This window comes from Mycobacterium sp. 050272 (genome assembly GCF_039023525.1).
Lineage (GTDB): Bacteria > Actinomycetota > Actinomycetes > Mycobacteriales > Mycobacteriaceae > Mycobacterium.
In genome coordinates this window covers 485,721-504,505 of the sequence record NZ_JBCHKV010000002.1, presented here as the reverse complement: position 1 = coordinate 504,505, position 18,785 = coordinate 485,721, and the positions used below count along the sequence as shown (strand labels likewise).

At 66.9% G+C, this 18,785-nt stretch carries 13 protein-coding genes and 1 pseudogene; 7 read left to right on the top strand and 7 right to left on the bottom strand.

The genetic code is table 11. From position 1 onward, the window contains the following. Nucleotides 1-173 precede the first annotated feature (173 nt). Nucleotides 174-944 (top strand): annotated as a pseudogene (locus AAHS21_RS07120) (DUF3027 domain-containing protein); the annotation flags it as partial. A gap of 290 nt (nucleotides 945-1,234) precedes the next feature. Here the strand turns inward: AAHS21_RS07120 and AAHS21_RS07115 are convergent. Beyond that, nucleotides 1,235-1,690 carry an SRPBCC family protein gene (locus AAHS21_RS07115; protein WP_342926971.1) on the bottom strand — a complete coding sequence of 152 codons (456 nt, stop codon included), beginning with the start codon at nucleotides 1,688-1,690 and terminating at the stop codon, nucleotides 1,235-1,237. Between the two features lie 19 nt (nucleotides 1,691-1,709). Next, nucleotides 1,710-1,985, bottom strand: a complete 276-nt coding sequence (locus tag AAHS21_RS07110) for a DUF2530 domain-containing protein (protein WP_342926970.1) — start codon at nucleotides 1,983-1,985, stop codon at nucleotides 1,710-1,712. Between the two features lie 130 nt (nucleotides 1,986-2,115). On the opposite strand from AAHS21_RS07110, the gene AAHS21_RS07105 reads away from it, so the two are divergent. From AAHS21_RS07105 to AAHS21_RS07095, 3 genes are read left to right on the top strand one after another with little or no spacing between them, the layout of a single operon-like run. Next, nucleotides 2,116-2,547, top strand: a complete 432-nt coding sequence (locus AAHS21_RS07105; protein ID WP_096289991.1) for a MarR family transcriptional regulator — start codon at nucleotides 2,116-2,118, stop codon at nucleotides 2,545-2,547. After that, nucleotides 2,544-3,368 (top strand): RNA methyltransferase, encoded by an 825-nt coding sequence (locus tag AAHS21_RS07100; protein ID WP_342926969.1) that lies wholly within the window; start codon nucleotides 2,544-2,546, stop codon nucleotides 3,366-3,368. The genes AAHS21_RS07105 and AAHS21_RS07100 overlap by 4 nt, the downstream gene beginning before the upstream one ends. Beyond that, a complete protein-coding gene (locus AAHS21_RS07095; protein WP_342926968.1) occupies nucleotides 3,365-3,652 on the top strand; it encodes a DUF2537 domain-containing protein in 288 nt (95 codons plus the stop codon). Before AAHS21_RS07100 ends, AAHS21_RS07095 begins: the two co-directional genes overlap by 4 nt. On the opposite strand, the gene sepH is transcribed toward AAHS21_RS07095, so the two are convergent. Both sepH and serC read right to left on the bottom strand, forming a co-directional pair. Next, on the bottom strand, nucleotides 3,653-4,408 hold the full coding sequence (gene sepH, locus AAHS21_RS07090; RefSeq protein WP_342926967.1) for a septation protein SepH: 756 nt from the start codon (nucleotides 4,406-4,408) through the stop codon (nucleotides 3,653-3,655). It abuts the gene before it with no gap. 131 nt (nucleotides 4,409-4,539) lie between these two features. Continuing rightward, nucleotides 4,540-5,658, bottom strand: coding sequence for a phosphoserine transaminase (gene serC / locus AAHS21_RS07085; protein WP_342926966.1), 1,119 nt, complete (start codon nucleotides 5,656-5,658; stop codon nucleotides 4,540-4,542). 233 nt (nucleotides 5,659-5,891) lie between these two features. On the opposite strand from serC, the gene AAHS21_RS07080 reads away from it, so the two are divergent. After that, nucleotides 5,892-6,917 carry a diiron oxygenase gene (locus AAHS21_RS07080; protein ID WP_342926965.1) on the top strand — a complete coding sequence of 342 codons (1,026 nt, stop codon included), beginning with the start codon at nucleotides 5,892-5,894 and terminating at the stop codon, nucleotides 6,915-6,917. A gap of 17 nt (nucleotides 6,918-6,934) precedes the next feature. Then, entirely contained in the window at nucleotides 6,935-8,617 is a 1,683-nt protein-coding gene (locus AAHS21_RS07075; RefSeq protein ID WP_342926964.1) for an FAD-dependent oxidoreductase, read from the top strand. On the opposite strand, the gene AAHS21_RS07070 is transcribed toward AAHS21_RS07075, so the two are convergent. Together AAHS21_RS07070 and AAHS21_RS07065 are read right to left on the bottom strand one after the other, a co-directional pair. Beyond that, complete coding sequence (locus tag AAHS21_RS07070; protein ID WP_342926963.1) at nucleotides 8,614-9,063, bottom strand: VOC family protein; 450 nt, start codon at nucleotides 9,061-9,063, stop codon at nucleotides 8,614-8,616. The genes AAHS21_RS07075 and AAHS21_RS07070 overlap by 4 nt on opposite strands. Nucleotides 9,064-9,189: 126 nt before the next feature. Then, nucleotides 9,190-10,311: a citrate synthase 2 gene (locus AAHS21_RS07065; protein ID WP_342926962.1), complete on the bottom strand. Its 1,122-nt coding sequence runs from the start codon at nucleotides 10,309-10,311 to the stop codon at nucleotides 9,190-9,192. Nucleotides 10,312-10,382: 71 nt separating this feature from the next. Between AAHS21_RS07065 and pdxH the strand changes: the two genes are divergently transcribed. Next, on the top strand, nucleotides 10,383-11,054 hold the full coding sequence (gene pdxH, locus AAHS21_RS07060) for a pyridoxamine 5'-phosphate oxidase (RefSeq protein ID WP_342926961.1): 672 nt from the start codon (nucleotides 10,383-10,385) through the stop codon (nucleotides 11,052-11,054). On the opposite strand, the gene AAHS21_RS07055 is transcribed toward pdxH, so the two are convergent. Continuing rightward, nucleotides 11,051-18,625 (bottom strand): BTAD domain-containing putative transcriptional regulator, encoded by a 7,575-nt coding sequence (locus tag AAHS21_RS07055; RefSeq protein WP_342927110.1) that lies wholly within the window; start codon nucleotides 18,623-18,625, stop codon nucleotides 11,051-11,053. The genes pdxH and AAHS21_RS07055 overlap by 4 nt on opposite strands. Nucleotides 18,626-18,785: the final 160 nt, after the last annotated feature.

Here is an 18,785-nt window from a genome sequence, read left to right as displayed (position 1 = left end):
GCGGCCCGGGTTGGAGGGCGCACGGCCCGGATCGTCACGCCGCCGTCCAGACACAAATCAATTCTGTCCTATACCGGGGGGCAACCGGGCGTGGCTCGCCAACTTAGACCGAGGGGCAACCGGGTGCGGCTCGCCAACCTACTATTGGAGACGCGATGCATGGAGAAGACAGCGTGACCGGACCCATCGAGGAATCCGCCGTGGCAACCGTGGCCGACTGGCCGGCAGAGTTGACGGCGGTGCTCACGCGTGCGGTCGACCAGGCCAGGGCGGCCGTCGAGGAGTTCAGCGGACCCGACGCGGTCGGGGATTATCTGGGCGTCAGCTTCGAAGACCCGAACGCCGCCACGCACCGGTTCTTGGCTCACCTGCCCGGTTACACCGGTTGGCAGTGGGCCGCCGTCGTCGCTGCCTACCCCGGCGCCGACCAGGCCACGATCAGCGAGGTCGTGCTGGTCCCCGGGCCGACGTCGCTGTTGGCGCCCAGTTGGGTGCCCTGGGACCAACGGGTGCGCCAGGGGGATCTGAGCCCCGGCGATCTGCTGCCGCCGGCGGCCAACGACGAGCGGCTGGTTCCCGGCTTCATGTCCAGCGGTGACCCGCAGGTCGACGAGACCGCCGCCGAAGTCGGGCTGGGCCGGCGTTGGGTGATGAGTCTGTGGGGCCGGGCCGACGCGGCCGAGCGCTGGCACAACGGCGACTACGGCCCCGACGCGGCGATGGCGCGGTCCACCAAACGGGTGTGCCGCGACTGTGGCTTCTTCCTGCCGCTGGCAGGGTCGCTGGGCGCGATGTTCGGCGTCTGCGGCAACGAGCTGTCCGCGGACGGGCACATCGTCGACAAGCTGTACGGCTGCGGCGCACATTCGGACACACCGGCGCCGGCGGGTAGCGGTTCGCCGGCGTACGAGCCCTACGACGACGGTGTCCTGGACGTCATGGAGCCTGCCACTGATCCGCCCGAGGCGCCGGCAGTGGTGCCCGAGCCGTCCGACGAATCGCCCGAGGTGCGGGCGGTGGTGCCCGAGCCGTCCGACGAATCGCCCGAGGTGTCGGCGGAGTCGCCGGTGGAGCCCACTGCGGCGCCCGAAGCCGTGACCGAAACGCCGGAGGCCGTGGCCGAAACGCCCGAAGCCGTGGCCGAAACGCCGGAGGCCGTGGCCGAAACGCCCGAAGCCGTGGCCGAAACGCCCGAAGCCGTGGCCGAAACGCCCGAATCGTCGGATTCGCCCGACTAGCTCTTCTCGGCCGCGGCCTTGATTCTCGCCAGCGAGGCGTTCATCCCCTCGACCAATTCGCGTTCGAAGTTCGCTGTCCCACCCAGAAACGCGTTTATCGACAGGCTCGCATACGCACTGAGGCCGTTTTCGGCGTGCCGACTCTCGACGACCCGGGTGCCGTCGCCGTTGGGCTCGAGCTCATAACTCCAGATCGTCCGGTTTGTGTCGACCCGGAATGCCAGCTTCTGCTCCGGAATGACCTCGACGACCGTGGCCGTGGTGGGCCAGAGCAGGCCCAGGCGCCGGTTGAGGTTCAACGTGCGGGTGCCCGGACGCAGCGGTCCGAACGCTTTCATCCAGCGACACTGCGGACTCCACTGCGGCATGCGGCGGAAGTCGGAGATCAGGGCCCAGACTTTCGAGGCCGGCGCGTCGATGTCGATCTGCGCCTGCAGTAGCGGGGCTACCATCGCTTCCTCCCGGCTGAAGCTATTTAGGATCGAGAAAGGTTTCCATGCCTGTCTGAGCGCCTCGCTCGCCACGACGGGCCCCGGCGAGCTGCAGCAAGAAGATGGTCGTACCCACCGCGCCGGTTCCCAGCCCGGCCAGCGCCACCGGACGCCAACTCTCGAGCGAGGGAACAAGAAACGCGGCGGCCACGGCGATCAGCCAGCCCAAGGCGCCGATCGTGATGAACGGCCACGCTCGCAGCAGCCCGGATGGCAGCGGTGGCGGCTCGGGACTCCGGCCAGGTTCGGCGCTCATCGCGATCAATCTAACCCGCAGCCGGGGCCACTGCGGCGTGGGCATCACTGTCTGCCCCAGCGAATCCGCGATAGGCGACCGTTCGACGTTTCTCAGCCCGAACTCTCGGGTTCCGATGTAACCTCGCGCCATGCCTGACAGCGATGCGCGGCTGGCGGCCGACCTGTCGTTGGCGGTTATGCGGTTGGCGCGCCAACTGCGGTTCCGGAATCCATCGTCTCCGGTGTCGCTTTCTCAGCTGTCGGCATTGACGACCCTGGCCAACGAGGGCGCGATGACGCCAGGCGCCTTGGCGATTCGCGAACGCGTCCGGCCCCCGTCGATGACCCGGGTGATCGCGTCGCTCGCCGACGAGGGCTTCGTGGACCGCACCCCGCACCCCGTCGACGGCCGGCAGGTTTTGGTCTCGGTCTCCGAGTCCGGCGCCGAATTGGTCAAGGCCGCCCGACGCGCCCGCCAGGAGTGGCTGGCCGAGCAGCTGGCGACGATGGACAGCGGCAAACGCGCCACCCTTCGCGAGGCGGCCGACTTGATGTTGGCGCTCGTCGACGAAAGCCCGTGAGCCCGCGCCTGGATGTCCAGGACGTCGACGATCCCGACGACCCGCGGCTCGACGATTTCCGCGACCTCAACAGCATCGACCGCCGCCCCGACCTGCCTACCGGCAAAGGTCTGGTGATCGCCGAGGGGGTGCTGGTCGTGCAGCGCATGCTGGCGTCGCGGTTCACCCCGCACGCGCTGCTGGGCACCGAGCGCCGGCTCGACGAACTCAAAGGCGACCTGCCCGCGGTAGGGGCGCCGTATTACCGCACGTCCGCGGAGGTCATGGCGCAGGTGGTCGGCTTCCACCTCAACCGCGGTGTGCTGGCCGCCGCGCGACGGGTGCCCGAGCCGAGCGTCGCGCAACTCGTCGAGGGCGCGCGGACGATCGCCGTGCTCGAAGGTGTGAACGATCACGAGAACCTGGGCTCCATCTTCCGCAACGCCGCGGGGCTGGGCGTGGACGCGGTGGTGTTCGGCAGCGGCTGCGCCGATCCGCTCTACCGCCGCGCCGTGCGGGTGTCGATGGGGCATGCGCTGCTGGTGCCGTATGCCCGCTCGGCGAATTGGCCCGCCGATCTCGGGATGCTCAAGGAAAAGGGATTCCGGCTGCTGGCGATGACCCCGGACGTCGGGGCGTGCTCGCTGGCCGAGGCGATGGCGGCCGCACGCGATGACCGGATCGCGGTGCTGGTCGGCGCCGAAGGTCCGGGCTTGACCCCGGCCACGCTGCGGATCAGCGACGTGCGGGTACGCATCCCGATGTCGCGCGGTACCGACTCGCTCAACGTCGCGACCGCCGCGGCGTTGGCGTTCTACGAGCGCGTTAGGCTCGGCGGGTGAGCGACAAACTCGGCCAGCCGGCCCAGTCTGTGCCCTGGGCAACGGGTTTGACGGTCGCGGGTTTCGTCGCCGCGGTGACCGGCGCCGCGATCGTGGTGCTCAGTCTCGGGCTGGTCCGGGTGCATCCCCTGCTGGCCGTCGGGCTCAACGTGGTGGCTGCCGGAGGCCTGGCGCCGACGCTGTGGGGGTGGCGGCGCACGCCGGTGCTGCGCTGGTTCGTGCTGGGCGCGGGAGTGGGCGTGACGATCGCGTGGCTGGCGCTGCTCGCGCTCACGCTGTCGTAGCTAGCGCTGGCCGCCCGAGCGCACGCCGAGCAGTACGTCTTCCCACGCCGGAATGACCGGCTTGCCGCGGCGGCTGTGCACCGGCGGATCCGGGGTCGGGGCGGGTGCGACGGGCTCCGGCTCTTCGAATTCGACATGGGCCACCCGGGCCAGCGGGCGCAGCGGACGCTCGAAGTCCGGGTCGATCAGCTCGCTGGCCGCGTCGTCGACCGCGGTGACGGTGCCGCCGTGGGCGCCCGGAACGAAGAAGAAATGCGCAAGGTTGTCGGAGCGACCGACCTTCCAGGCCAGCTGCACGGTCCAGCGATTGTCCTCGTTGCGCCACGCGTCCCAACTGAGTCCGCTGGGGTCCAAGCCGCGGGTGACCATCGCGGCGCTGACGGTCTCCAGCAGGGTCATCACCGCGGGGCCGTCGGCCAGCATCGGATGCGCGGCAGTTGCCAGCTCGGCGGCGCGGTAGCGCTCCAGCAACACCGGGTGGGCGAACCGGCGAACCCGGGAGAGGTCAGAGCCCGATGCCGCGGCTACCTGCTCGACGGAGGCGCCCGCGCGGATCTTGGCCTGAATCTCCTTGGGGCTCAGCATGTTGGTGACTTCCATGTCGAGGTGCGGTTGCTCCGGCGGCGCCGTTTCGCCACGCAGCAGGTCACGCAGTCGATCGTCGGCCGCCAGCTTGAATCGCTCTTCGGGGCCATCGCCCTCGCAGATGACGTATTTGCTGTCGGCGTCCAGCCCGACCAATTTGAGTTCCCGCATGGCTTCTCCTCGCAGGCTTTGTGCAGGTCAGCGACGACCCGTCACTGTGCCGCACTTTAGTCCAGCTAACGCCCACAACCTGTGCTGACACGCTGGGCGGTTTGCGCGCCGATGGCCGAATCGCCGGATTGCTAAAGCCGCTCGACGACCCAGTCGACGCACTGCGTCAGCGCGCTGACGTCATCGGGGTCGACCGCGGGGAACATCGCGATCCTCAACTGGTTGCGGCCGAGCTTGCGGTACGGCTCGGTGTCGACGATTCCGTTCGCACGCAAAATCTTGGCCACCGCCGCGGCGTCGACGTCGTCGACGAAGTCGATCGTCCCCACCACCTGAGAGCGCAGCGCCGGGTCGCTGACGAAAGGCGTGGTGTACGGCCGCTCCTGGGCCCACGAGTACAGCCGCTGCGACGAGTCCGCGGTGCGCTTGACCGCCCAGTCCAGTCCGCCGTTGCCCAGCATCCAGTCGAGCTGTTCGGCCATCAGCGCGAGCGTGCCGATCGCCGGGGTGTTGTACGTCTGATCCTTCAGGCTGTTCTCGATCGCGATCGGCAGCGACAGGAAGTCGGGGACCCAGCGACCGGTCCCGGCGATGGCCTCGACCCGGGCCAGCGCGGCGGGGCTCATGATCGCCAGCCACAGTCCGCCGTCGCTGGCGAAGTTCTTCTGCGGGGAGAAGTAATAAGCATCGGTGTCGGTGATGTCGACCGGCAGGCCGCCGGCCCCGGACGTCGCATCGATCGCGACGAGTGCGTCGCCCGATCCGGCCGGACGCTTGATCGGGACCGCGACGCCGGTCGACGTCTCGTTGTGCGCCCACGCGATCAGGTCAACCGACGGGTCGGTTTGCGGCTCGGGTGCACTGCCGGCGTCGGCCTTGATGACGATCGGATCCCCGACGAACGGGTTCTTGGCGACACAGGACGCGAACTTCGAGCTGAACTCGCCGTAGGTCAGGTGCAGCGAGCGCTTGTCGATCAGCCCGAACGCGGCCGAATCCCAGAACGCGGTCGCGCCACCGTTGCCCAAGATGACCTCGTACCCGTCGGGTACGGAAAACAGCTCCGACACCCCTTTGCGCACCCGGCCCACCAAATTCTTGACCGGCGCCTGCCGGTGCGAAGTGCCGAACAGCGCGGCGGCGGTCGTGGTCAGCGCCTGTAATTGTTCGGGTCGGACCTTGGAGGGGCCGCAGCCGAAGCGGCCGTCGCGGGGTTTGAGGTCAGCGGGGATCTGGAGCTGGTCAGCCATGCTCATCAGGGTAGTGAGCCGACCCGTGACGGTGCTGGGGCGGGCTGTTTGTTCAGTTCCGCCGACGGCTACGTATCGAGGATGAGGCCGGTAAGTGTGAGCCATACCACATGGAGTCGGTGACCACCGGTCAGGCAACAGTGGCCGTCAGGGCTCTAGAAAAGTTTCCGGTACCTGCGGTACTGTTTGGACACAGCACGGCCGATTGTAAACCTCGTTGGGGAGGCTTGGGTATGGCTAGAACGCGAACGGTCCGGCGTTGGCGCAAGAAGATGGAAGTGCGCGACGACGCCGAGTACGTCAAGATGCTTGCCACACTGTCTGAGGGGTCGGTGCGGCGGAACTTCAACCCGTACACCGACATCGATTGGGAGTCACCCGAATTCGCTGTCACCGAGAACGACCCGCGGTGGATCCTGCCGGCGACCGACCCGTTGGGTCGCCACCCCTGGTATCAGGCCCAGTCGCAAGAGCGCCAGATCAAGATCGGCATGTGGCGCCAGGCGAATGTGGCCAAGGTGGGTCTGCATTTCGAGTCGATCCTGATCCGTGGCCTGATGAACTACACGTTCTGGGTGCCGAACGGGTCTCCCGAATACCGGTACTGCTTGCACGAATCGGTTGAAGAGTGCAACCACACGATGATGTTCCAGGAGATGGTCAACCGCATCGGTGCCGACGTCCCGGGCATGCCGCGAATGCTGAAATGGCTCTCGCCGTTGGTTCCGCTGGTGGCGGGGCCGCTGCCGGTGGCGTTCTTCATCGGTGTGCTGGCCGGTGAGGAGCCCATCGATCACACGCAGAAAAATGTTCTGCGCGAAGGCAAGTCGCTGCATCCGATCATGGAACGGGTGATGGCGATTCACGTGGCCGAGGAAGCGCGGCACATTTCATTCGCGCACGAATTCCTGCGCAAGCGGTTGCCGGAGTTGACCAAGAGGCAGCGGTTCTGGACGGCGCTGTACCTTCCGCTGACCATGAAGATATTGTGCCGGGCAATTGTGGTGCCGCCCAAGGCTTTCTGGCGCGAGTTCGATATTCCGCGCGAGGTCAAAAAGGAACTGTTCTTCCGCTCGCCGGAATCGCGCAAGTGGCTGTCCGACATGTTCGGCGATGTGCGCATGCTGGCCTACGACACCGGCCTGATGCAGAATTGGTCCGCGCGGCTGATGTGGCGGATCTGCAAGATCAATGGCAAGCCGTCGCGCTACCGCAGCGAGCCGCAGCGCCAGCACCTGGCCGCTGTGCCGGCCGCATAAGCGCTGCGAGCTCCCTTATGCCGCACGTTATTACCCAGTCGTGCTGCAACGACGGGTCCTGCGTCTTCGCTTGTCCGGTGAATTGCATTCACCCGTCGCCGGACGAGCCGGACTTCGCGACCACCGAGATGCTCTACATCGATCCGGTCGCCTGTGTGGATTGCGGGGCATGCGTGAGCGCCTGCCCGGTGGGCGCGATCGCGCCCGACAGCCGGCTGGACGGCAAGCAGCTCCCGTTCGTCGAGATCAACGCGTCGTTCTACCCGGAGCGGCCGGCCGACGTGAAACTGCCGCCGACATCGAAGCTGGCGCCAGTGCTGCCGGCCGCGCAGGTGCACGCGCGTCGTCGGCCGTTGACCGTGGCAATCGTCGGGTCCGGCCCCGCAGCGATGTACGCCGCCGACGAGCTGCTCACCCAGCACGGCGTGCGGGTCAACGTCTTCGAAAAGCTGCCCACACCTTACGGTTTGGTGCGCGCCGGGGTAGCCCCCGATCACCAGAACACCAAGAAGGTCACCCAGCTCTTCGACCGGGTCTGCAGGCATCGGCACTTCCGGTTTTATCTCAACGTTGAGGTCGGCAAGCACCTGAGTCACGCCGAGTTGCTGGCGCACCACCACGCCGTGCTCTACGCGGTCGGTGCGCCTGACGATCGACGGCTCGACATCGACGGCATGGGCCTGCCCGGCACCGCAACCGCCACCGAGCTCGTCGCGTGGATCAACGGTCATCCCGACTTCGTCAATCTGCCAGTGGATTTGACTCATGAACGCGTGGTGATTGTCGGCAACGGCAACGTCGCGCTCGATGTCGCCCGTGTGCTTACCACCGACCCGGACGAGTTGGCCCGGACCGACATCTGCGACCGTGCACTCGAAGTGCTTCGCCACTCGGCAGTCCGCGAGGTCGTCATCGCCGCCCGGCGCGGGCCCGCCCACTCGGCGTTCACCCTGCCCGAATTGATCGGGCTCACCGGCACATCCGACGTGGTGCTCGATGCCGACGACCACGAGCTGGTGGCGCGCGACCTCGCAACCGCCTCGGACCGGTTGACCCGAAACAAGCTCGAGATCTTGAGCGCGCTCGGCGACGCGTCAGTGCCCGGGCCCCGCCCGCGCATCCGGCTGAGTTATCAGCTCACGCCCTCGCGCGTCCTGGGTGAGCGCCGCGCCGCCGGGGTGGAGTTCTCGATCACCGGCACCGAAGACACGCAGCGCATCGATGCGGGTCTGGTGCTGACGTCGATTGGCTACCGCGGCAAGCCGATTCGTGGTCTACCGTTCGACGAGTCGACGTCGGTTATTCCGAACGACGGCGGTCGTGTGGTTGATCCCGAGTCCGGCCAGCCGGTGACCGGGGCTTACGTAGCCGGGTGGATCAAGCGAGGCCCGACCGGATTCATCGGCACCAATAAGTCATGCTCGTTGCAGACCGTCCAAGCGCTGGTCGCCGACTACAACGCAGGCGAGCTGACCGACCCGGTGACCAAAGCCGACGGGCTGGAGCAGCTGGTGCACGCCCGCCAGCCCGACGTCGTCGACTCCGCGGGATGGGCCGCCATCGATGCCGCCGAGATCGCCCGTGGCATCGACGACGGCCGCCCACGCAATAAATTCACCGACGTCGCCGACATGCTGGCTGCCGCTGCGACCGCGCCACCGGCGCCGAAACGCCGGCTGCTGGCGCGGCTGCTCGGCTAGCTGGTCGACATCGCCGCCTGGATCTCGTCGGGACTGACCTCGCGCACCGGCTGACCCAGCGACCAGCGGTGGCCGAACGGGTCCTCGACGACGCCGTAGCGGTCGCCCCAGAACATGTCCTCGAGCGGGACCACCACCGTCGCGCCCGCGTCGACCGCCCGCTGGAACTTGGCGTCGACATCGGTGACGGTCAGGTGGATCGTCACCGGCGTTCCGCCCAGCGACTTCGGTGTCATCGACTTGCCGCCGCAGGTCTCCGGGAAGTCGTCGTTGAGCATCACGGTGAAGCCGTTGATGCGCACCGCGGCGTTGACGATCTTGCCGTCGGGACGCGGCACGCGTCCCAGCTCTTCAGCGCCAAAAGCCTTGACGTAGAAGTCAATCGCGGCGGCAGAATCGCTAACGACCAGGTGGGGGATTACTGCGGGTTCGATGGTGATGGGCATTGCGATCTCCTTGCTGTCGTGTCGCGCGCCGGCCCCGGCTGGGGACCGGCTCACGGTTATTGACTGCGTCCGCGACACAAATTCATCGCGGCGAGACCATTCAAACGCCGGGCACCGACAAGTGGGTCAAGCGTGGCTGAGAACCCGGTCCCAACCCTCGACGGATTCCGGGCTGCGTGGGCCCGGGCCCACGTAGATGGCCGAGGGGCGCACCAGCTTGCCGAGCCGCTTCTGCTCGAGAATGTGCGCACACCAGCCCGCGGTGCGCCCGCAGGTGAACATCGCCGGCATCATGTTGGCGGGCACCTCGGCGAAGTCCAGGATGACCGCGGCCCAGAACTCTACGTTGGTCTCGATCGCCCGGTCCGGACGCCGCTCGCGCAGCTCGGCCAGGGCGGCCTGCTCCAGCGCGACGGCGACCTCGTGGCGCGGCGCTTTGAGTCGCTCGGCAGTGGCCCGCAGTACTCGCGCCCGCGGGTCTTCCGCGCGGTAGACCCGGTGCCCGAATCCCATCAGCTTGTCTCCGCTGTCCAGGATCTTCTTGACCAGGCCGCGCGCGTCACCGGTGCGCTCGACCTCTTCGATCATCGGCAGCACCCGCGCCGGCGCGCCGCCGTGCAGCGGACCGCTCATCGCCCCGATCGCCCCCGACAACGCCGCGGCGACGTCGGCGCCGGTGGACGCGATCACCCGCGCGGTGAACGTCGAGGCGTTCATGCCGTGCTCGGCGGCCGAGACCCAGTAGGCATCGATGGCCTCGACGTGCCGCGGGTCGGGCTCACCCTGCCAGCGGGTCATGAAACGTGCTGTGACGGTTGGGCATTCATCGATCACCCGCTGCGGCACGGCCGGCTGGTAGATTCCGCGCGCGGATTGCGCGACATAGGACAGCGCCATCACCGACGCTCGGGCCAGCTGGTCGCGGGCGACGGCTTCGTCGGTGTCGAGCAGCGGCTGGTAGCCCCAGATCGGCGCCAGCATCGCCAGGCCCGCCTGAACGTCGACGCGCACATCGCCGGTGTGGATCGGCAACGGGAACGGCTCGGCGGGCGGCAAACCGTGGCCGAACCTACCGTCGACCAGAAGAGCCCAGACATCGCCGAATGTCACCTGCTGATCCACCAGATCCTGGATGTCGACGCCGCGGTAGCGCAGCGCGCCGCCGTCTTTATCCGGTTCGGCGATCTCGGTGGTGAAGGCGACGACGCCCTCGAGACCGGGGACAAAATTTTCCGGGACCACAGACATAGGAAAATTCTTGCACCTCGGCTTTTTGCCGACGCTACCGGCCGGTAGCTACCGCCGGTAGCGTTGGTCCGATGGCCGGACCAGACCCCTTGACTGACCAAGATCACCTGCAGCGGATGCGCGTGGAGTACGGGTCGGCGGAGCGCGACGGCAGCTCCGATCTCGACGCTTCCTGGCTCGACGACGGCTGGCTTGCGTTATTGCGGAAGTGGATTGAAGACGCCGAACGTTTCGGGGTCGCCGAGCCCAACGCGATGGTGCTGGCGACGGTCTCCGACGGCAAGCCGACGAGCCGCACGGTGCTGTGTAAGAGCGTCGATGAGACCGGTATCACCTTCTTCACCAACTACGACTCCGCCAAGGGTCTCGAGCTGGCCGAGACGCCGTATGCGTCGGCGACCTTTCCCTGGTATCTGCTGGGGCGCCAGGTTCATGTCCGCGGCGCGGTGACCAAGGTCGACCCGCAGGACACCGCGGACTACTGGTCCAAGCGGCCGCGCGGCTCACAGCTGGGTGCGTGGGCGTCGCGCCAGTCGCAGCCGATCGCATCCCGGGCGGCGCTGCTCGATCAGCTCACCGACGTGACCGCTCGCTTCGCCGATTCCGAGAGCGTTCCGGTGCCGCCGAACTGGGGCGGTTACCTGATCGCGCCCGAGACGGTGGAGTTCTGGCAGGGTCGAGAAAACCGACTGCATAACCGCATTCGGGTCGCCGGCGACCGCGTCGAACGGCTGCAACCCTAGGCGCCCGGTCGATCGAGTTCGTCGAACCTTGCGAGCGCGGCGTCGAGGTCCGTCTCGTCGAACAACTCGAAGCAACACGTCCGATCGCCGTCAAATCCGAAAAGGCCGATCTCGCGCCACTCGGCAGCGAAGCCATCTTGTGAGGTTCCAGTCATTACCTCGGTGACTACCGCTCCAAAGCTGGTCAGCTGGTGCACAGCCTCGATGCGACCCTTGACGTCCGGCACGACGTTCCAAGTCGACCGCAGGAATGGGACCGCGTCGCCGGGCATGAATGCTGTACCTCGGCGATGATCGACACTGGCCAACCCCGCTGTCGTCCGGGGCACTTCGTGTCGGTTGTACGCGGCTTGGACCTGCGTCATGGCTATCCACGTGCGTGAGTGGTCGGCCGCTTCGCCAGCGAGGTAGCGGGCGTCGAGTTCGTCGAAGGCGGCGTCGATGTCGTCGGGGTCGAATGCGACTCGCGCCACGATCTGCTCGTCAGCATTGGTCTCGACGACGCTCAAAAACTCGAGCCGAAACGCATCAGGTCGATCTTGCTCTCCTATTCGGGTACGACAGAGCTCGAGGCGATCGCCGCGGGTCGCGATTACGGTCAACGAAATATTCGTGAGTCCCAAGTCGATGGCGCCGCGCATGTCCGCGATGGCTGCATCTCGGCCACGTTGAATCCCGGAGTTCACCACCCGACGGCGATCATCGATCGTAATGTCCTCGGCCAATATGTTGTTGAGCGCGTTCCAGTCACCCCCCACAACGGACGCCCTGAGGCGCACGTGTGCTCGGCTTGCCGCGTTCTCCAGCCGCTGCGACTGTGGTTGCAGCTCTTCGAATCTCGCACGCGCGACGTCGAGGTCCGCCTCGTCGAAGACTTCGACGCGGCTGATCAAGCCGGCTTCGACTATGAACATCATGATCATCCGTACTTCCGCGTCGAGGCCCTCTCGCGAGGTCATGTTCAGCACCTCGGTGAAGACGGCTCCGCGTTCGCTCAATTGACGCACGGCTTCAATGTGGACGCTGGCATCCGAAGTGATGTCCCACACGGCACGAATAGATGCGGCCAGTTCAGCCCCCTCGCTCGATACGAGCGGTCGATGATCGATGTAAGGGGGATCCGGAATCGTCGGGGGAAGTTCGCGACGATTGAATCGGGCGGGGACCTCCGCGATGACCGACCACGTGTGCGCATGTTCCGCAGCTTCGCCGGCGAGGTAGCGAACGTCGAGTTCCTCAAAGGCGGCGTCGATGTCGTCGAGGTCGAACACGACGTGCGTCACGATCCGACCGTCGGGGTCGACCTCGGTGACGAGGAGCATTTCGATGTTGAATGCCTGATCGGGGCCCAAGATCTCCGCTCGACACAGCGCGAGGCGGTTCCCGCGGATCGCAATGACGGTTGCGGGCGACCATGATGTTGCTTTCGTGCTTCCAATATCACGGACCGCTTTCATGTTCGCGATTTCGGCATCGCGACCCCGTCGGATCCCGGCGTTTACTACCGAGCGGCGATCGTCGGTGGAAATGTCGTCGGCTAACACCTCGGCCACGGCGACCCAGTCGCGGGCCGCTGCATGCGCCCGAAGTCGTTGGAACGCTTGGCTTGCCGCGTTCTGCAGTCCGTTTGTCTGCGGTTGCAATTCGTCAAATCTAGCGATCGCGGTGTCGAGGTCCGCCTCGTCGAAGATCTCACAGCGGTTAGCGAGTTCTCCTTCGAATGTGAAAAGGCCGACGTTTTGCCACTCCGCGTCAAGACCCTCTCGGGACGTCCCATGTATCGCCTGGGTAATGACCGCTCCGACGTCGCTCAGCCGATGTACCGCGACGATGTGAAAGCCGGCGTCAGGAACGTCTTTGAATGTGTCACGGGTGTAGGGGACGAGGTCGCCTGGTGCGAAAGCAACGCCCCGCCGGTGATCAACATTGACAAAGTCTGATGTCGTTGTGGGTATCTCGCGGTGGTTGAGCGCGGCGTGAGTCCGCGCCATGAGCGACCACGTGTGCGCGTGGGCGGCCGCCTCGCCGGCGAGATAGCGGGCGTCGAGCTCGGCGATCGCGGAGTCGAAGTCTTCGGGGTCGAACCCCACGTGAGCGGCCAACTGCTCGTCGGTGTCGATCTCGACGACGCTGAGAAATTCGAGGCGGAATGCCTCGGATTCCTGACGTTGTCCGAATATGCATGTACGACACAGCGCAAGGCGCTCGCCACGGGTCGCGATGGCGGTCGACGTAATGTGGTCGGCGAGTTCCGCGACGGCTTGACTGTTTGCGATTTCGCCATCCCGGCCGCGTCGGATGCCGGCGTTCACCGTGCGTCGACGATCGTCGTCGATCATGTTCGGTGCCATTGCCTTTGACGTCGCCACCCAATCACGGGCCGCGAAATACGTGTTCAATCGGTCGTAGACCCGGCTGGCACCGTTTTCCAAACGCGGCGCTGGTCGACTCAGCTCATCGAACCTCGCGAGCGCGGCATCCGCCAGGAATCGCTCTGCCACAGCGTTTTCCAGCTGCGGTGTCGGCCGGCTGAGCTCGTCGAACCGAGCGATCGCGGCGTCCAGGTCGGCTTCGTCGAAGACCTCGCAGCGGTTGAACATGTCGCCGTCGGTCGTATAGAGCATGACTTCTCGCCACTCGGCGTCAAAGCCCTCACGCGAGGTCCCATTCCCGCTGTGGGTGACGACCGCTCCGAGGTCGCTCAGCCGGTGTACGGCCTCGACGTAAAATTGAATGTGCTGATCGAATTCCCAACCTGCGCGCAGATACTCGACCATCGCACCGGGCGCGAAAGCTGCTCCACGCCGGTAGTCCTTGTCCTCGAAGTCGGCCGTCGTGGCAGGGATTTCGTGTCGATTGATCGCGGCGTAAGCCTCCGTGATCAGCGACCACGTCCCTGCGTGGGCAGTTGCTTCGCCGGCGAGGTATCGGGCATCGAGCTCGGCGATCGCGGCGTCGATGTCATCCGGGTCGAACATGACGTGGGCCACGATCTGGTTGTCGCCGTTGATCTCGACAACGCCGATCGGGTTATTGAATGCGTCGGGCCAGTCGCGGACAGACAGATGGTGACGAGCGAGAACGAGGTGCTCCCCGCGGGTCGCAATGGCGGTCGACGTTATGTATAGGGTCCCGACATCGGCGATGGACTGCATGTTCGCGATTTCGGCATCCCGGCCGCGTCGGGCGCCGGCGTTCACAACGCGGCGACGATCGGCGGTCGAAAAATCGTCGGCCAGCGTCTCGGCCATGGCGACCCAGTCGCGGGCTGCGAAGTGCGACATGTAGCGCACGAGCACTCGGCTTGCCGCGTTTTCCAGCCCTGGTGCCTGCGGATGCTCTTCCTCGAGACGCGCTTGCGCGGCGTCGAGTTCGGCGAGAGCGGCGTCGAGGTCGTCGACGTCGAACCATACTTGCCGCACGACTCGCCCCTCGTCGTCGATGGCGTACAGCTGAAGAAACTCGTCGCGGGGCGCTCCCGGACTCGCGTCGGGACTGCTCGTCACCATTCGGGAGAGAGCCAGCCGATCGCCTCGCGCGGCGACCATGACATGACCGATCCGCACGGTGCCCATCTCGAGCTCGCGCCTCAGCCCAGCCCGCATCGCGTCGGATGACAGCGTCAAGCCGACGACCTTCCGCCGGTTCTCGATCGAGACCTCGGGTGCGAATAGCCGCTCGACCTCGTCCCAGTCCCCGCGATGCATGGCGGCCATCGCGCGTTCGCCGACCCGCACGGCCGCGTTGTCCAGCTCGACGCTCGGAGCTTCAGGTAGAGCCTCGGCCACCGGCTGGACGCGCTTGCCCAGAACACCACGCGCCTTCTCGGCAAGTGCCGCAGCACCTTTGCACTCGTACAGGTCGACGGCCCGCTCGGCGGCGGCGCGCGCCGACATGGCGTCGCCGGCTGCGCCCAACACGGTTGCCAGCGCCAGACACGCGTCGCCATGGTCAACCAGCGCGTCGGTCCGCTCGGCCAGGGCGACGGCAGCTTTGGCTTGTTGCCGGGCCTCGTCGTGATCACCCTGGTGGGAAAGAAGCTGCGCGCGCAGCATCCGCCATGCCATCGCGGGCTTCAGCGCGTGCCCGGCGAGACGCTCACTCTCCGTGCATAATTCGTCCGCGTCGGCCTTGCGGTCGAGCGCGAGGCAGGCGCGGCCCAGCAGGGCGGCCGTCTCGGCGGTGTCGGCGTCGAGGCCCATCCGGCGAAAGCCGTTGTAGGCCTGACGCAGATGTGGTTCGGCCGCAGCAGGGTCGTCGACGACAAGCTCGACGATGCCGGCAAATTGCTCGACTTCGAGCAGTGCATGCCGCAGACCGAGCTCGGTGACCGTCCGCCGGGCCGAGTCGATCATGCGTCGTGCTGCCTCGGCGCGGCCGCGGAAAGCCTCCAAGACGGCCTGACACCGCGTCGACGTCGCTTCCACCGCAGGCGAATCGGTCGTGATCCGAAGCAGCCGCACCACATCGAGACAGCGCCCGCCGGCCCGCGGAACCGGGTTGGGGCCCCACAGCGCCGCGAGCGGCGCACCGGCCAGCACCGCATTCACCCGGCGGTGCTCACCGGCGCGGCGCGCGGCGGTCAGCGCATCGTCCAAGGCGATTTCGCAGTCGCCGACTCTTCCGAGGCGGGCGAGGCACGACGCACGCACGGTGTGCGCCTTCGCTTCGCCTGCGGCGTCGTTCAGTTCGGCTAGTTTCGCGGCGGCTCCGCTCAGCGCGGCCTCGATTTCGTCGAGTCGCCCGGGCTGAATCAGCATCGACAGTTCACCGTCGAAGCACGTGGCCCACGCTGCGAGCCGGGCCGAATCTTCTGTTGCTCTTTGTAATTGGGAGACGGCGCCAGATGCCGTAGTCACGTCACCTGCGGCCAGCAGAGCCTCGCATCGCGCGATCAGTAGCTCGGTCACCTGATCTTCGCGGTCGGGCAACTCGTCGTCGATCTCCTCCAGCGCGTGCAGCGCCCGACCGTAGAGATCCGCGGCACCTTCGTAACCGAGGCGAGCCATCGCCTGGTCGGCCGCACGCCGGCAGTAGTCAACGGCCTTGGCCGCGTTGCCCGCCCACGCGCATTCGAAGTAGTGGTAAGCCAGTTCGGCCAGCAGCTCGTCATCGGCGCCGGGTTGAGCCTCCAGCGTTGTCGCGATGCTCTGGTGCAGCCGCATGCGGCGCACCGACGCCAGCTCCGCCAGCAGCGGCTGTCGAACCAAGGCGTGATTGAACCGGTAGTTGCCGCCGGGCTCTTCGATGACGATGCCGGCCTTGCACGCTTCGTCGAACGCGTCGACGAGGTCTTCACCCACCACGCGCTCGACCAGGTCGATGCCAAATCGGCTGCCCACCACCGCTGCTGCCCCAAGGGCCTTGTTGGTATCCGGCGAAAGCTGCGAAAGCCGGCGACTCACCGCCTCGCGAACCCCTTGCGGCAACGTGCTGGGATCCCAATGGCCGCCGCTTTCCTCGACGTGCCGCAGCGCCTCGATGAGGAAGAACGGGTTGCCGCCGGTGACCGCCGCCAGCGCCCGGGCCAGCTCTTCGTCGTGGTAGCCGGCCTCGGCGACGTACGTGCTCACGTCGTCTTCGTCCAGTCCGCTGAGCTGAATGCGACTGGCGGTGCCAGAAGGGGCACTGCGGTGCAGGTCGGCGAGCATGGCCGCGAGCGGATGTGAGCGGTCGAGGTCGGTGCTGCGGTACGTGCCGACGATCTGTACGCGAGCGTGCTCGCCGAAGCGCAGCAGGTGGCGCAACAGCAGCAACGTAGGTTTGGCGGCCCAGTGCAGGTCGTCGAGAATCAACACGACCGGTGTACTGACCGACGCAAGTCCCAACAGGGCGACGACGGCATCGAACAAGGCAAAGCGTTCGGTATCGGGATTGGCGCGGGTCGGCGCGGCCAGATCGGGTAGTACGTCGGGGAGCCCGGGAACCAGCGCGAGCAGAGATTCCACCCCGCGCAGCCCGCGCAGGCCCTTGGCGCCCAGGCATGGCACCAGCGAACGCAGCGCTTCCGCGAACGGCTGGTACGGCGCACCGAGGTCCTCGTCACAACGGCCGTAGATCACCAGTGCGCCCTGGTCGAAGGCCTGTCGAGACCATTCGCCGGACAGCCGCGTCTTGCCGACACCGGGTTCGCCCGCGATCAGCACCGCATTCGTGCCACCGGCGAGGGTGGTCTGCCACGCCGAAAACAGCCGCCCGAGTTCGTGCCCGCGCCCGACGAACGGCCCGGGGCCGGCGAGCACGGCGGGCAGGCTCGGGCGCTCGATGGGCTCCTCGGGCGAGGCTTGCTGACGAGGCTCGTCGGTGTCCAGGCGGAGCTCAAAAACGTGCTCCGGGCGCGCCAGGTTTTTCAGCTGCCGCATGCCCAGGTCGTTGAGCAATACGTCGTCGGACAGCGAATCGATGACGAGCTCCGCGGTCGCACCCGAGCACAGGATCTGTCCACCCTCGGCCAGCGAGCGCAACCGCGCAGCCCGGTTGACCGCCCGGCCGAAGTAGTCGCCGTCGCGGAGCTCGGCTTCCCCGGTGTGCAGTGCCACCCGGACACGCATGGGATCGGCCAACGCCCACGGCTCAGCCGCGATCGCATCTTGCATCTCGATGGCGGCAGCGGCCGCCGCCGAGGGTCGCTCGAAGACCGAAAACGTGGCGTCGCCCTCGCCGCGCGTCTTGATCAGCCGTCCGCCCCGTGAGGTAACGACCTGTTCGACGAGCTCGTCGTGTCGCGCCAGCGCGACCCCCATGGCTTTGGCGTCCGCCTCCCAGGCTGCAGTCGAGCCCTCGATGTCGGTCAGCAGGAAGGTGACGGCGCGAGTTGTTACTGAAAGGCTCTGTGCCACCGGAATATCCAGCGATGCATCCTGGGCGACGATCGCGGCCTCGAGCCGCCGCAGCTCCGGCCCGGGGTCCACGCCTAACTCGTCCGCCAATAGCGACCGTGCGCGTTGATAAGCACTGAGGGCCTCGCCTTGCCTGCCGGCGCGGTAGAGGGCGAGCATCAATTGCCCCCAACGCCTTTCGCGCAGTGGCGCGTCAGCCACCGCCGCTTCGAGATCGCCCACAACTTCCGCGGCGCGACCGGTCGCGAGCAGCGCGTCCAGGCGATCCTCTACGAGGGCGGCGTGGCCCTCGATCCAGCGCGTCTTCTCGGATCTCCCCCGCCGAGAATCGGGCAGTTCGGGGACACCTCGCCAGAGCGCAAGCGCTTCCTCGAACCGAGCCACCGCCTGGCTGGTGTCGCCGGCCGTGGCGGCATCACGTCCCAGTCGGGCGGCGGTCTTGTACCGCGCGGCATCGACGTCGCTGTCGGCGAGGGTCCAACCAACGCCGGCAGTCAACACGAAGCCGTCGCCCAGGGCGCGACGCAGCGAGGAGATGTGCGTCTGCAGCGCTTTGGCGGCGGTGCGCGGCGGGTCGTCGCCCCAGAGCAATTCGACGAGTGTGTCGGCCGCCACAACCGAGCCGGGGTGCAACCCGAGCATCGTGAGGACGACGCGAGGTTTGGAGCCCGGGACAGCGACGGGCGCTCCATCCTGTCGGACCTGGAGAGGTCCCAAAACCCCCAGTTCCACGGCTTGAAGCGTAGTCACGTCCCCGATCCTGCGGGCGGGTATTCAACACGCAGTCAAGGTTGAGTAAAGCGGTGTTGTGCGCGACCAGACCCCGGGCAGGCGCGTCGGCGCGATAACGACTACCTTCAGCTGTACGCACCTAGCCAAGGCGCAGCCATAC

Excerpts from the sequence above, each read along its gene's own strand:
- AAHS21_RS07115 (WP_342926971.1), bottom strand. The coding sequence starts at position 1,690 with ATGGTAGCCCCGCTACTGCAGGCGCAGATCGACATCGACGCGCCGGCC.
- AAHS21_RS07110 (WP_342926970.1), bottom strand. The coding sequence starts at position 1,985 with ATGAGCGCCGAACCTGGCCGGAGTCCCGAGCCGCCACCGCTGCCATCC.
- AAHS21_RS07105 (WP_096289991.1), top strand. The coding sequence starts at position 2,116 with ATGCCTGACAGCGATGCGCGGCTGGCGGCCGACCTGTCGTTGGCGGTT.
- sepH (WP_342926967.1), bottom strand. The coding sequence starts at position 4,408 with ATGCGGGAACTCAAATTGGTCGGGCTGGACGCCGACAGCAAATACGTC.
- serC (WP_342926966.1), bottom strand. The coding sequence starts at position 5,658 with ATGGCTGACCAGCTCCAGATCCCCGCTGACCTCAAACCCCGCGACGGC.
- AAHS21_RS07080 (WP_342926965.1), top strand. The coding sequence starts at position 5,892 with ATGGCTAGAACGCGAACGGTCCGGCGTTGGCGCAAGAAGATGGAAGTG.
- AAHS21_RS07075 (WP_342926964.1), top strand. The coding sequence starts at position 6,935 with ATGCCGCACGTTATTACCCAGTCGTGCTGCAACGACGGGTCCTGCGTC.
- AAHS21_RS07070 (WP_342926963.1), bottom strand. The coding sequence starts at position 9,063 with ATGCCCATCACCATCGAACCCGCAGTAATCCCCCACCTGGTCGTTAGC.
- AAHS21_RS07065 (WP_342926962.1), bottom strand. The coding sequence starts at position 10,311 with ATGTCTGTGGTCCCGGAAAATTTTGTCCCCGGTCTCGAGGGCGTCGTC.
- pdxH (WP_342926961.1), top strand. The coding sequence starts at position 10,383 with ATGGCCGGACCAGACCCCTTGACTGACCAAGATCACCTGCAGCGGATG.